This is a genomic window from Vibrio diabolicus (assembly GCF_011801455.1).
Lineage (GTDB): Bacteria > Pseudomonadota > Gammaproteobacteria > Enterobacterales > Vibrionaceae > Vibrio > Vibrio diabolicus.
The window spans coordinates 1,206,286-1,219,875 of the sequence record NZ_CP042451.1; the positions used below are offsets into that span (position 1 = coordinate 1,206,286).

The 13,590-nt window shown below is 45.8% G+C and carries 11 protein-coding genes; 6 read left to right on the top strand and 5 right to left on the bottom strand.

Annotated features, from left to right (window positions below):
* Positions 1–319 precede the first annotated feature (319 nt).
* Both FR741_RS05670 and FR741_RS05675 read left to right on the top strand, forming a co-directional pair.
* Positions 320–1,294, top strand: a complete 975-nt coding sequence (locus FR741_RS05670) for a DUF1852 domain-containing protein (RefSeq protein ID WP_124008320.1) — start codon at positions 320–322, stop codon at positions 1,292–1,294.
* 30 nt (positions 1,295–1,324) lie between these two features.
* On the top strand, positions 1,325–2,353 hold the full coding sequence (locus FR741_RS05675; protein ID WP_167426399.1) for a methionine synthase: 1,029 nt from the start codon (positions 1,325–1,327) through the stop codon (positions 2,351–2,353).
* A 246-nt stretch (positions 2,354–2,599) separates the two neighbouring features.
* Here FR741_RS05675 and FR741_RS05680 read toward each other — a convergent pair whose 3' ends face one another.
* Positions 2,600–3,619 (bottom strand): DUF2955 domain-containing protein, encoded by a 1,020-nt coding sequence (locus FR741_RS05680; RefSeq protein WP_167426400.1) that lies wholly within the window; start codon positions 3,617–3,619, stop codon positions 2,600–2,602.
* Between the two features lie 9 nt (positions 3,620–3,628).
* On the bottom strand, positions 3,629–4,693 hold the full coding sequence (locus FR741_RS05685) for an HlyD family secretion protein (RefSeq protein WP_005376744.1): 1,065 nt from the start codon (positions 4,691–4,693) through the stop codon (positions 3,629–3,631).
* Positions 4,694–4,792: 99 nt separating this feature from the next.
* Between FR741_RS05685 and FR741_RS05690 the strand changes: the two genes are divergently transcribed.
* Both FR741_RS05690 and FR741_RS05695 read left to right on the top strand, forming a co-directional pair.
* Entirely contained in the window at positions 4,793–5,653 is an 861-nt protein-coding gene (locus tag FR741_RS05690; RefSeq protein ID WP_005376746.1) for a LysR family transcriptional regulator, read from the top strand.
* 150 nt (positions 5,654–5,803) lie between these two features.
* Complete coding sequence (locus tag FR741_RS05695) at positions 5,804–6,346, top strand: hydrolase (protein ID WP_005457944.1); 543 nt, start codon at positions 5,804–5,806, stop codon at positions 6,344–6,346.
* A 39-nt stretch (positions 6,347–6,385) separates the two neighbouring features.
* On the opposite strand, the gene FR741_RS05700 is transcribed toward FR741_RS05695, so the two are convergent.
* Positions 6,386–7,282, bottom strand: a complete 897-nt coding sequence (locus FR741_RS05700; protein ID WP_167427072.1) for a 1-aminocyclopropane-1-carboxylate deaminase/D-cysteine desulfhydrase — start codon at positions 7,280–7,282, stop codon at positions 6,386–6,388.
* A 280-nt stretch (positions 7,283–7,562) separates the two neighbouring features.
* On the opposite strand from FR741_RS05700, the gene FR741_RS05705 reads away from it, so the two are divergent.
* Positions 7,563–8,801 (top strand): leucine-rich repeat-containing protein kinase family protein, encoded by a 1,239-nt coding sequence (locus FR741_RS05705; protein WP_167426401.1) that lies wholly within the window; start codon positions 7,563–7,565, stop codon positions 8,799–8,801.
* Between the two features lie 95 nt (positions 8,802–8,896).
* On the opposite strand, the gene FR741_RS05710 is transcribed toward FR741_RS05705, so the two are convergent.
* Together FR741_RS05710 and FR741_RS05715 are read right to left on the bottom strand one after the other, a co-directional pair.
* Complete coding sequence (locus tag FR741_RS05710; RefSeq protein ID WP_167426402.1) at positions 8,897–10,186, bottom strand: sensor histidine kinase; 1,290 nt, start codon at positions 10,184–10,186, stop codon at positions 8,897–8,899.
* Positions 10,183–10,860 carry a response regulator transcription factor gene (locus FR741_RS05715; RefSeq protein WP_167426403.1) on the bottom strand — a complete coding sequence of 226 codons (678 nt, stop codon included), beginning with the start codon at positions 10,858–10,860 and terminating at the stop codon, positions 10,183–10,185. Before FR741_RS05715 ends, FR741_RS05710 begins: the two co-directional genes overlap by 4 nt.
* Before the next feature lie 578 nt (positions 10,861–11,438).
* Between FR741_RS05715 and FR741_RS05720 the strand changes: the two genes are divergently transcribed.
* A complete protein-coding gene (locus FR741_RS05720; RefSeq protein ID WP_167426404.1) occupies positions 11,439–13,535 on the top strand; it encodes a methyl-accepting chemotaxis protein in 2,097 nt (698 codons plus the stop codon).
* Positions 13,536–13,590 lie beyond the last annotated feature (55 nt).

Sequence of the window (13,590 nt, forward strand, 5' to 3'; positions counted from 1 at the left end):
TGGCAATATGCTCGCCAAGTTACGTGTATTGGTGTCAATGAATAACAGTATCTACGATAGTTCCCTCTGGGTTGGAACTCCCACTATGAATTTCTTTCATGTTCAATGTGAAACAATACCAATATTACTCAACTCGTGAAGCAAGTATAAAAAAAGGACTGCTCTGGTGTTAGGCACTGCGACCGTCATTTTTAGTACGAACTGTTCGTCGTAAGTGCTGTGCAACCTAACGATTGGGAAAACCAAAAAACAAAAATGTCCCCATGCACAGAGTTAGGAAAAGTCTGCTTTATCTAAGGAAATAGGATACCAACTTACGATGAATAACGATTTCACATTTGCTATCAAAAGCATTCGCTTTGATGAGAATTACCAACCATCAGACAACACGCGAATCACTACCAACTTTGCTAATCTGGCTCGCGGAAACTACCGCCGAGAGAATCTGCGCAATGCACTCCGAATGATCGACAATCGTTTTAATGCCTTGGCATATTGGGATAACGCGCAAGGTGACCGCTACTCCGTTGAGCTTGAAATCATCTCCGTTGATATGGATATCCAAGGCAGTGGCGAAGCCTTCCCATCAATTGAAGTGCTCAAAACCAACATTGTTGACCACAACACCAACGAGCGCATCGAAGGCATTGTAGGCAACAACTTCTCTTCATACGTTCGTGATTACGACTTTAGCGTTTTGCTGTTGGACCACAACAAAAACCAGCCACGTTTCAGCATCCCAGCTAACTTCGGTGATTTGCATGGCAAACTGTTCAAAGCTTTCGTTAATTCTGAGTCTTATAAGCAGCATTTCAAAAAGCTGCCTGTGATTTGTTTGAGCGTATCGGACAACAAAGTATACCGACGCACCGAAAATCAACATCCTGTTTTGGGCTTTGAATATCAGCCGAACGAATCTTCGTTGACGGAGCAGTACTTCAAAAAGATGGGCTTACAGGTGCGTTACTTTATGCCACCAAACAGTGTTGCACCATTGGCATTCTACTTCTTCGGTGACTTGTTGAACGATTATTCAAACCTAGAGCTTATCAGTACGATTAGCACGATGGAGACATTCCAGAAGATTTACCGACCTGAGATTTACAATGCCAATGCGGTTGCCGGTAATTGCTACCAGCCAAACCTAAAAAACCTAGACCACTCGCTAACTCAAATCGTTTACGACCGAGAAGAGCGCAGCCAACTGGCGATTGAACAAGGGAAATTTGCCGAGGAGCATTTCATCAAACCTTATCAATCTGTGCTTGAACAATGGTCTGCAAACTACGCGTAACCGACAACGAGAATCTAGAAAGGAATGACGATGAAAACACTATTACCGACTTCAACGGCTGGCAGCTTGCCGAAACCTTCTTGGCTAGCGGAACCAGAAAAACTTTGGTCACCGTGGAAACTACAAGGTGAAGAACTGATTGATGGCAAACGCGATGCGCTACGTGTCGCTTTGCAAGAACAAGAACTGGCAGGCGTTGATATCGTCAGTGATGGCGAGCAAACTCGCCAACATTTTGTGACGACCTTTATTGAGCATTTAAGCGGCGTAGATTTTGAAAACCGTAAAACGGTGACCATTCGCAACCGTTATGAAGCAAGTGTTCCGACGGTGGTTGGCCCAGTAAGCCGCACAAAGTCCGTGTTTGTTGAAGATGCAAAGTTCTTGCGTCAGCAAACTAAGCAACCGATCAAGTGGGCGCTGCCAGGCCCTATGACGATGATCGACACGCTTTATGATGATCATTACGGTAGCAGTGAAAAGCTGGCTTGGGAATTTGCGAAGATCCTCAATCAAGAAGCGAAAGAGCTTGAAGCTGCAGGTGTCGACATCATTCAGTTTGATGAGCCTGCGTTCAATGTGTTCTTCGATGATGTGAACGAGTGGGGCATTGCATGTTTAGAGCGTGCGATTGAAGGGCTGAAATGTGAAACGGCGGTGCATATCTGCTATGGCTACGGCATCAAAGCGAACACGGATTGGAAGCAAACGTTAGGCACTGAATGGCGACAATACGAAGAAGTATTCCCTAAATTGCAGCAGTCGAATATCGATATTATCTCGCTCGAATGTCATAACTCACGAGTGCCTATTGAGTTACTTGAGTTGATTCGAGGTAAGAAGGTGATGGTTGGTGCGATTGACGTTGCTACCAACGAAATTGAAACGCCAGAAGAAGTGGCGAACACACTGCGAGAGGCGTTGAAGTACGTTGATGCTGACAAGCTTTACCCATGTACCAACTGCGGTATGGCGCCTTTGTCTCGTGAAGTATCGACCGCTAAGCTCAATGCGCTAAGTGCGGGTGCGGAGATCATTCGTAAAGAGTTGGTGGGGTGATATTAAGACTTGGGCTCGACACCATAAACTAAAGTTAGGGTCATTCCAGCGAGTTTAAACGAGACTAGGAATCTGATTACAGCTCGCTAGGAAATGGCGATAACTTTCGCACTTCAAAGCACGTGGTTAGTAGATCCTGAATCACGCTCGTCCCTCGCTGTTCAGGATGACCGTTCTAAATAAAAATGCCGCTCGCATTAAAGTGAGCGGCATAGTTTGTTTCCCTTTTCCAGCCTCTGCCAAGGCTTAATTCAACTCCACGTTCCTCATCTCAGGATGCTTTAGCAACATCACACGTATCCAGTGATGCACTACCCACATCACCATCGCGGTGAGCAAAACCGCGACGAAAATCGAGCTGAAACGGTACAAGATCGAAAAGAACGCGTCTTTTTGTTCTGGCACCAATGAGGTCGTCAGCGGAACCGATAGGGCAGACATGGCAGAAAACGCGATAGCCGCTTTAATTTGCCCCTTGGTGAGCCATAAGCAGAATGGCCCCATAGCAATGGTAAAGGCGAGCCAAAAGAGTAGCCCATGCCCATACCAACTGCCCAATATGAGCTGAACAGCCATCCCTGCGATGCAGCCTAGTGCGGTGCCGATGATGCGGATTTTTGCCATGGCGAGCGAGCCCGCTAAAGTCATTGGGGTTAGGATGATCAAAATGGAAGCTTGTGCGGATAGCGAGTCATATAAGTCCGCTACTTGGAATATGATAAACGCAGCCATCGCCACTATCCAACCCATAGCAACTTGGCTGATGTAGTCAATATCGCTTTTTACTGGGGTCGACATCTCAATGTGCTCGGCGGGGGATTTTGGCTCCGGGAACAACCAATACGCGAATGCGCAAACAAAAATATTGCTGAACGCCATCACCCACATGTTGACGTTGAACTCTTCAATATCCATGAAGTTATAGCTGGCAAAGTTCAACACAATTGATCCCACCAACAACCCCATGTAACCAAACAAATAGGTTTTCTGGTTCATCATTGCAATGCACTTAAACAGCATCATGATTCCAACGGCTACGGTCATTAATGTTGGATGAAACTGCAAGTATTCCAGTAAAAATGTGGCTTGTATGGTTGTCCACACCGCAGAGAAAAACACGATCAATAAAGCCGAAAGATTAAAGTGGTCCATTCTGCCCAAAATAAACAGCGGCATCATGATGGCAAAAAATCCGTAAGACCAACCGAAGATCATGCTTAGCGCGAGCCCTAAAGAGCAGCCGAACCAAATTCGTAAGGTTTTCATTGTCGCCGCCTAGTAAATGAAGTGGAACCAGCTTGCGAGGTGAATCTGTGCTTGCGCCATCAACTGCCAGAAAATGCTGTTGTCTGGGTACAAAACAATGGTAGCGCGAGAGCCGACAAACAGTGCTGGTGGTAACTCTTCGCTGCTGGTTAGGTTCACTCGTGTACGCTGCGCATCACGTACCCAGCGGTTGTTCACTTCCACTTTGGTTAGTGCGCCATTAGGCGTTTGTTGTGCGGCTGCTACACCGTAATCGCGGCTAGCTAAATCAAAGTCGTACACCGAACCTGGGTTGGCATCAAATGTGACCAAGGCGTGGAAAGTCTTGTCTACGTTCGCAACGGATTTTTCACGAAAATCAGCGGCTACCCAGAGTGATCCTGTTGGTACAAACGTCAGCAATGGCATGTTGGTGTTTGCCATCGTGCCAACTTCTAGCTGCAGGTTGGTCACGACACCATCACTGGGAGCGAGTACCGCGGTATTTGCCAAATCAAGTTGCGCCTTTTCGATCCCGTTTTTGGCAATTCGAACGGCGGTGCTTTGACCTTTTTGATCGCCTAATTGCGCCTCAATGACTTTTAAGTTTTGTCTTTCAGCTTTAAGCGCTGCACGTGATACCTGATTTTGGGCAAAGGCATTATCGAGTGTCGATTGAGAGATGACTTTCTGCTTCGATAACGTCAGTAAGCGGTTGTACTCGCGGTGTGCATTATCAAATGTCGCTTGTGCGCGGGCAATATTGGCAAGAGCGGCTTCGCGTTGAGAATACAGCGTTGCTTCTTTTTCATAAGCGGATTGCAGAGACAGCTCCGCCTGTTCAAGCGCTATCTTGTATTTACGATCATCAATCGTAAATAACACATCGCCTTTTTGAACGGACTGGTTATTCTCGATGAGAACGTCGGTCACTTTACCAGATACCTCGGGCGCGACTTGGACAACGTATCCTTGCACTCGTCCTTCGGTCGTTAAGGGGGCGTGGCGGTCAGCAATGATAATGTACAAAAATAGTACGATGAACAGGACAATCAAAGTTCGCATCCAGTGTTTGAATTTTTGGTCAGCCGTCATTACAAGTTCCGTTAAACATATTGGATAGCGGATTATAGAGAAGTCACTCACAATTCAGTAGAATGATAATACGAACATAAATGACCTAAAAATAGGACAATGAACGTTAGTTTTGATGATATTTATCTATTCACTCAGACGGTGGTTCACGGCGGTATAAGTGCAGCGGCAGAGGCGAATCAACTACAACGCTCAAAAGTGAGTCGTCGCCTGCAAGAATTAGAGAAATCACTCGGGGTACAGCTTTTGATCCGCACAACACGCAGCATTGAGTTGACGGAGCACGGGAAACGCTTGTTTGAGTTGGTGGGGCAGCCTATTGACCATATTCAGCAAGGTTTAAATGCCATGCATGAATATCAACAAGAGCTGACGGGCAAGGTGCGTTTAGCCATTCCTTCCGCATTGATGAGCTCTGCCGCGTTTAACGCGATCATCACCGAGTACACAACGCGGTATCCGGAGATTTCGGTCGAGATTGAAAACCATCAAGAGAGTGTCGATCTCAAGCGTCAATCGTTTGATTTGCAGCTTCTTCCGAGCGTGGTCAAAGTCACCGATGACAGCTATGTGCAGTTCAGTCTTTTGCCTTATCGTAGTCACTTTGTTGCGTCAAAAGCCTATCTAGAATCGCATCCGCCAGTAAAAACGGTGGAAGATCTTAAGCAGCATCGCCTTTTAACTAATCGTTACAATGCCGATTTGCTCGATTCAGATCTGCATGTGGCGTTGCGCTCGGACGACCTCAACTTGCTGCGCTCGATGGCGATAGCAGGAAACGGCATCGCGTTTATTCCTCAAATTCATTCCAAGCCTGCACTGAGAGACGGTTTGTTGGTCGAGGTGCTGCCTCAATTCGCGCATCCGAAGCAGCATCTTACTCTGATTTATCCCTCGGCCTTATTTCTGCCCAATAAAGTCAAAGCCTTGATTGAACTAATTCGAGAGAAATTTAAATAGTCAGTTCAAACCACTCTTACCTAAGGGCAAAGGTGTGAGCGAAGGTCATCTTTCTAGGTTTTATTGTTCTAACATGAAAGGATTCTGATACATTAACTGTTGTTCAACTTATTGAGTATGGTTTGTGGTCGCACAAGATAGGAGATGGAAATGTTATCGAAAGGAAACACGGGCCTGATTGTGGTGGATGTTCAGGGCAAACTCGCTACATTAATGCATGAAAGCGACGCACTGATTGAAAATATCACAAAACTGGTAAAGGGCGCCAAAGCACTAGATTTGCCTATTCTGTGGCTAGAACAGAATCCTGAAAGGTTGGGCCCAACCGCGGAGCCGATTCGTGAAGTGCTTGAAAGCACGCATTTACCTATTACCAAGTACACGTTTGATGGCTGTAAAGAGGCGACGTTTAAAGTGGCGGTGGAGAACGCGAAAGTTGATACCTGGTTGGTTTGCGGTATTGAATCCCACATTTGCGTCTATCAAACCGCGGTTTCTCTGCGCCAGTCCGGTTATCGCGTTGAATTAGTCACGGATTGTGTATCTTCCCGAACCGCTGCCAATAAAGCGCTCGCTCTTGCGAAGTTAACCGCTAACGGTGTGGTGCTCACTGGGCTAGAAATGTGTTTGTATGAAATGGTCGAAGATTGCCGAGCACCTGAATTCAAAGAAATTCTGGCGCTCATCAAATAGTGGAATCACTGTAATCAGCAACAACTTTATTTGAACACGCTATTCAAATTCTCGTTGATATCTTGGCAACATCGACTCGTTGCCAAGTAACCCGCCTTGGTGAATGTAAATCACCGTTTTATCTGTGTTCTCTTCCAACCAAGGGGTGAGGCATTGCCACATATACGGGTCGTATAACAGGTCAAATTCGAGGTCGGTTTGTTCAAAGAGAGCTTTCCATGTGATGTAATCTTCTTCGTACAAGCGGCCAAAATGGTGTTTGTTGCGCACGGTTAAAATGGTTGGGTGGCTGTTTTCACCGAGCTGGTAGAACTGCTCAGCTAAGTAATCTGCATCGCCTACGCAAGGGCAAGTTAGCACTTCAATGCCGTGTGGGCTTAAATGTTTATGAAGATATAAAGCGGTCGTGCCGGTGCCTGATGGTAGGGCGACGGTAAACTGCTCTTTACCTCTTAATCGCGTCCAATCAAGAATTTCTCGTGCTAACTGTTTGATGCCAGCTTCAGCGAGGTGGGAACGCCCGCCCTCTGGAATAAGCAATGTCGACTCATCTAATCTTCGTACCTGGTGGATGTATTCACTAGGGTGGAGTTCGCTACCGATGTCTTGCATGGCGGTGATTTTCATACCCAAATCGAGAGCGCCGCGGTAGTTTCCGATGGGGGAGCTTTTTAGCCAAGATGGAATGTGATGAACATAAAACTCAAATGCCCAACCTTTAATCTGGGCGAGAGCCGCTAGCGAGTACATGGCATTAGATTGAGCGGAGCCAAAGCTTATTAACGTGGTGATGTCGGGATTTTGCTCTTCCATTAACGCCATAAACTTACGTGCTTTGTTCCCAGAAAAGTGGGAGTGGAGCATGTCGTCACGTTTAAGGAAAAATTTGCGCCCATTAAAGCTATGTTGGGTGATAGGACTTTCTGAGAGTTTCATGTCGATGCTGACGGAATAAACCGTGTCACCTTTGCCATTTAAAAAGGGCGCGTAGTGTAACGCCATTAAACCCAGATAAAAAGTCTGTGTTTCAGTACAACCATTTCGGTTGTTCCTGATGTTTTGACTCGCACTCACCGGTGCTGTAATACCATTGCAATGGTTTCACTTCTATCCTTTGGTTGCTTTGATTCCATGGTATTCCATCCCATGACTCGCCTTTCTGCCTCAAGCCACGTACACTACGCCGCTTATTTCCATTCAATCAGAAGGCTTGGTTTTGCAGACTCTAGAACAATTAAAAACAGGACAATTAGTAGGAATAAAACAACTGAAGTTGGCGGAAGGGCTAACTGAGTTCCCTATGGAAATTTTAGAGCTTGCAGACTCGCTTGAAGTGTTAGATTTATCCGGCAACGCATTGTCAGATTTGCCACAAGAACTGGAACAGCTGACCAAACTAAAAATCATTTTTGCTTCCAATAATCAGTTCACCCATTTACCAGAGGTATTGGGCAAGCTGCCAAACCTTGAGATGGTTGGATTTAAAACCAACAAGATCAAAGTGGTGAGTGAAGCCTCACTACCAAGTCAGTTGCGTTGGCTGATCCTGACCGACAATGAGATTGAAACGCTGCCAAACAGTCTAGGTGAAAGACCGCGCTTAAGAAAGCTTGCACTGGCGGGGAATCGCATCAAACGACTGCCAAGTAGCATGGAAAACTTAGTTAATTTGGAACTGATTCGTCTCTCTGCGAATCAGCTAGAGCACTTTCCGGATGTGTTGATGAAGCTACCTAAATTGGCATGGTTTGCTTTTGCAGGTAATCCATTCTGCAAACACCCACCTTCGCTAAACAGTGTGCCGAAAGTGACCACAAACAGTTATTCGCTTAACCATGTTCTCGGCCAAGGGGCAAGTGGCGTGATTTCTCATGCTAACTGGATTGACGCTCAATACGACTTCCCGAGTGAAGTTGCGGTAAAAGTGTTCAAGGGCGAGGTCACCAGTGACGGTTACCCTCATGATGAACTTGAAGCGTGTTTGCAAGCTGGGCATCACAACAACTTAGTGAAATCCATCGCGCAAGTGAATGACGGTAAAGAGCTTGCGTTGGTGATGGAGCTGATTCCAAACAGTTACTACAACTTAGGTTTACCGCCAACGTTGGAAACCTGCACCCGAGATACGTTCCCACAAGGGTTTACGCTGACAGTCGAGCAAGTGAATTCTATTGTTGAGCAGATGGTGGACGTATTCAATCACCTACACGACAACAAGGTGTGTCATGGTGATTTGTATGCGCACAATACGTTGGTGAACGAGCAAGGGGAGATGATCTTCGGTGACTTTGGCGCGGCGAGCATTTACGGCTATTTATCGGACGAGCAGCAAGCTGCAATCAGAGCCATTGAATCCAGAGCGTTGAAGTACTTTATCGAAGATGTGTTTTCTGTGTGTGAAGCGTCGGAATCGGCATCGCAAGCATTCGAACGACTAGTTGGGCTTGCGGCATAAGATTTCATTCAATCGAATCAGAAAGAGGTATCGAACTGCCCGTTTTGATACTGAGCAAATGAGATACCTCTTGATTGAATCTAGTGCTGAGGAAGTTACTCTGAGCAAGCCTCATGATGCTCTGACGAAAGGTCAATCACTGCCTCACATCCCCCCTCAGGATGTGTATCAATGGTGAATTGCCAGCCATAGCGTCGGCATAAGTCGTCCACAATCATGAGTCCCAAACCATGGCCTTCGGCATCTGGCACGGAAGAGAAGCCTTCGCCTTCATCTCTCACCGACAGTGTGGTATCGGTCATGGTGATATGAATCGTTCCCGCTGACGTGGCTGCAATGCCGTTGCGAATTAAGTTACTCAACGTAATGTTAAGCACTGCAGTGGTCGCTTTGGTTTGCGGATGACCTAATATCTGTACATTAAATTCCAGGGATTTTTCATCGGCTTGCGCTTGGCTAAGAGCCACGATGTTGTGAAGCTCTTGCTCTGAGAGGGTTCGAACGGGGCTGTCGTCGGTGTTGCGTTCATATCGAACCAAACCCAACAAAGCATCAACCATGGTCGACATCTGCTGAGTTGCATCTTGAATACGGCCAATCTGACGTTCTTGAAATGACGTACTTGGGCTTCTGGCTAGCAAGCTGCTTGAACCTTTCATCACTGTGAGCGGAGTTCTCAGTTCATGACTGGCATATCGTGCAAAAGCTTGTTCACGTTTAATCACTTGATTGATTTGATGTCGATATTCATTAAGCTGATTTGCGAGCGTTTGGAATTCATTTGCAGAGCCTTCAGGGACAACAAATTTTTGTGTAGTGTCACCTTGATGGCGGTCCAGCTGTGTTTTTAGGGCACTAACAGGTTCAATGAGACGCAGAGAAAGTCTCGATAATAGGCTGCCAAAAATCAAAAGTAACCCGATGACAACCGCCAGCACCATAACGAGAACAAACATAAACTCGTTAGATGTAATTTCTATCTCATCAATCAGAGAGATCAGAATAATAGGATGCTCCTCTCCATCTTGCGTGTAGGTGCTCATGTAAATCATGCGAGTGTCTGGTTCGTCAGCAACTTCAGCGAGAAAATATTTTTTATTTTGAATAAAGGGTTGATAGAGCTCAGGAACGAGATTGATGTTGTTGTATGCCGTTGTTAGTAAATCGAGTTTGATGATTCCGCTATCAGGATGGTTTCGAAAGTGCTCAATCGCCTCTTTTTTATCGATCATAATGCGTCGTTCACCGACGCGATCTTCCGACCATAATAGCGCTCCGCTAACCAATGCGAAGCATAGCAAGCCAATCACAACCGACACTAGAAGGAAGAAGAGTTCAAGGCGTCCGGTTAAGCTTTGTGTATTGTTAAATAAGCGGCGAATCATGCCCCGGGCTCCAATCGGAAGCCGACTTTTGGAATGGTTTTCAAAACGTGCTCTTTGAATGGTTTGTCGAGCTGCCCTCGCAGTTGATAAATATGGCTACGCAGCACATCGTTATTCGGCTCGTCTTCTTGCCACAATCGGAAAGCAATCTCCTCACGTGTGACCACTTCTGGCGCGTTTTTCACCAGCATTTCTAGAATCGTGTACGTGGTTGGATTCAACGCCAACAGCTTATCTTGACGGTAGGCTTGATGCGTTTTTTGATCGATAGACACTTCGCCATACTGGAGTTTGGTTGATGCAACCGTACCGCGGTAGCGTTTAATCAATGCAGTCATGCGTGCTTCAAGAATATCGAGATCAAACGGTTTGGTGAGGTAGTCGTCGGCGCCGTGTTGGAAGCCTTTGAGCATGTCGTCTCGGCTATCAAGTGCAGTCAACATCAACACCGGAGTGTTATTACCCGCATCGCGCAGCTTGTTGCACAGTGTTAGGCCATCCATGCGCGGCAGCATGAGGTCGAGCAAAATGATGTCAAACGTATTATCCATCGCCAGTTTTAAGCCTAGCTCACCGTTGTCGGCATAATCCAGCTGCATGCCAGCACACTCAAAATAATCAAACAACATTCCCGCTATTTCACGATTATCTTCTACCAAAAGTACACGCTTCATTTATTCTTATCCAATCTCGATAAATTCGAATGTTGATCTTAACGAACATTATTCACTATAGGTGTGAAAAAGTTGTCGACGATGATTTTCTCACCTTTGTGTCGGTTTTCAATGTCTAGCTTGAATACCGTCTTATTATCCAAGTAAATCTACGATCTTTTGTTCATATCTATCAATTTCTCTTGATGTATAAATGGGGTAGATTATTTGATTCTGTTAACTCTATATAAAACATGAAGATACTAAATTATTTATGTGACCTTGAGCACATTGTTAGTAATTACTGATTTTTACTGACTCACTCATAGAAAAAGTTCTTACTTCTCTTAAGTCCCTTTTTTAATTATGGTTATTGCTTTTAAATACAAACGCTTAGATTCTCCTTTTTGAGATAATTCAATTAAATCAATGGCTTCATGTATAAGCGAAAATCTGCATTATTTTATTTTTATTAATAAAACTACATTTTCTGTTCTTGCTCTGTTCATAAATGAAAGCCTTCCATTAACTTTACTTGTTTAAAATCCATGATCCTTCCAATGCTTAATGCCAGATAAAAATCAATTTGTGAGGCGATCATGTTTAACAGTATACGCACTCGAATTGCTGACAGTGCGGGTGGGGCAATGGCCTTCACTCTATTGATTGCAATGGGTATGACAACCAATGCGTTCACGCAAGTGAATGAACAAATCACTACAAAAGTAAAATCTCAACTGACCGAAGCCACCACGACCGACCTGAGCAATACGGCGATTCAGCAAGGGCTGAATATTTCCAACCAGTTAGAGCCAGTGTTGGCGAACTTAAAGCAAGCGCGTTCAATTATCGAATTAAGCGCAGAGACGGCCGCAACGCCAGACATTATTGTTAAACAGTTTATTGCGTCGCTAGAAGCTCAGAACAAAGCTGTGTTTGCTGGTTACATGGTATGGGAAAAGCCATCGTGGGTAGAGCCAACGATTCAAGACAAAAGCCTTGGCTTTAATAGCGAAGGCTACTTAGCGCCATTCTTTTCGCCAAATTCGCACAACAGTTTTGATGTCGTGGCGATGGATAGCTTTAGCAATACTGAATTAAACAACAACGGTGAGCGTAAAGACGATTGGCACTTGATGCCTTACGAAACGGGCAAAACGTTCGTGATGGAACCGTACATGTATCCGGTTCGCGGCAAACAAGAACTGATCACGACCATCAGCCAACCAATCAAGTTACGTGGCGAGATCATCGGCTCTCTCGGTTTTGATTTGTCATTGAACGAGTTACAAAGCCAAAGTGAAGATTACGCGAGCGACTTGTTTGATGGACAAGGCCGTATTCTGATTTCTTCGTGGAAAGGCATCACACTGGCGAACAGCAGCCAAGCGGATCAAGTGGGCAAGAAAGTTTCTCATGAGTTGGCGTCTCAATGGGCTCGTATTCAATCCATTGCGAAACAAAAAGGCGCAGGCCTTGTGACGTTTGGCGGGGATGAGTATGCGATTACTGCAATTGAAACCAGCGATGCGCCTTGGATCGTTATGGTGTCGGTTCCCAGTAGCTTCCTTAAAAAGAACGTGGATGACTACGAGCGATGGAGTGAAGAACAAAGTGCAGAAGCTCTTGAAAAGGGAGTGTGGGCAGGGATTATTGCGGCTCTGATTGGTATTGTTGCGATGACCATGATCGCGACCTCGTTGGGCAAAGTGTTAACGAACTTAGTGGAGCGTTTTAAAGACGCAGCACAAGGCGAGGGCGACCTAACTTACCGCATTGAGGTGAAAGGTAAGGACGAAACCGCCCAACTGGCGCACTGGTTTAATACCTTCCTCGCTCGCATTCAGGAAATGCTTTTAACCGTAATGGCGACGGCAGACCAAGTTGATAAAAACGCAAGTGAAGGCCAAGCTCGTGCGGCGGCTTCGAGAGATCAACTGAACGTTCAAGTGAACGAAGTCAACTCGCTAGCAACGGCGATCAATGAGATGAGCGCAACCGCACAAGAAGTGGCAAATTCTGCGGTACAAGCAGCAGCGGCGGCAAGCCAAGTTCAAAACAATAGTGCGAATGGCATGTCGCGTATGGACAATGCTGCAAGCGCGGTGGATAACCTCGCTTCGCAAGTGAATGATGCACAGCACCAGACGCAGAATTTGGTGGCTTCAAGCACGGCTATTCAGGGTATTCTGAGTGAGATTGGTGGCATTGCCGATCAAACCAACTTGTTGGCTCTAAACGCTGCGATTGAAGCTGCGCGTGCTGGTGAAGCGGGTCGTGGTTTTGCTGTGGTAGCCGATGAAGTCCGCAACCTTGCAACGCGCACACAAGGCTCGACAGAAGAAATTCGTGCAATGTTGGCTCGTTTGGAGCAAGAAACGCAATCAATCGTCGTGTTGATGGAGCAAAGCCAGAAGCAAGCGGTGGATACCAAAGAAGAAACACAAGCAGCGCAGTTGGCGTTGGCCGAAATCAACCAAGCTATTGAAGTGATTAATGATATGAATAATCAGATCGCTTCAGCGGCAGAAGAGCAAAGCTCGGTGTCGGAAGAGATCAACCGTAATGTGGTTGTGATTAATGATACGGCGATGGAAGTGATGGATACCATGTCATCTTCTGTAGCGATCAGCAATGAACTGACGGCAAAAGCCAGTGATCTTCACGGTGAGTTGAGTAAGTTCAAGTTGTCTTAATCAAGTAAGTGAGAGAGTTTAACCCGACTTAAAACGTTTACTTCTCACAAAACAA

Excerpts from the sequence above, each read along its gene's own strand:
- FR741_RS05715 (WP_167426403.1), bottom strand. The coding sequence starts at position 10,860 with ATGAAGCGTGTACTTTTGGTAGAAGATAATCGTGAAATAGCGGGAATG.
- FR741_RS05685 (WP_005376744.1), bottom strand. The coding sequence starts at position 4,693 with ATGACGGCTGACCAAAAATTCAAACACTGGATGCGAACTTTGATTGTC.
- FR741_RS05720 (WP_167426404.1), top strand. The coding sequence starts at position 11,439 with ATGTTTAACAGTATACGCACTCGAATTGCTGACAGTGCGGGTGGGGCA.
- FR741_RS05690 (WP_005376746.1), top strand. The coding sequence starts at position 4,793 with ATGAACGTTAGTTTTGATGATATTTATCTATTCACTCAGACGGTGGTT.
- FR741_RS05680 (WP_167426400.1), bottom strand. The coding sequence starts at position 3,619 with ATGAAAACCTTACGAATTTGGTTCGGCTGCTCTTTAGGGCTCGCGCTA.
- FR741_RS05695 (WP_005457944.1), top strand. The coding sequence starts at position 5,804 with ATGTTATCGAAAGGAAACACGGGCCTGATTGTGGTGGATGTTCAGGGC.
- FR741_RS05710 (WP_167426402.1), bottom strand. The coding sequence starts at position 10,186 with ATGATTCGCCGCTTATTTAACAATACACAAAGCTTAACCGGACGCCTT.
- FR741_RS05670 (WP_124008320.1), top strand. The coding sequence starts at position 320 with ATGAATAACGATTTCACATTTGCTATCAAAAGCATTCGCTTTGATGAG.
- FR741_RS05675 (WP_167426399.1), top strand. The coding sequence starts at position 1,325 with ATGAAAACACTATTACCGACTTCAACGGCTGGCAGCTTGCCGAAACCT.
- FR741_RS05700 (WP_167427072.1), bottom strand. The coding sequence starts at position 7,282 with ATGAAACTCTCAGAAAGTCCTATCACCCAACATAGCTTTAATGGGCGC.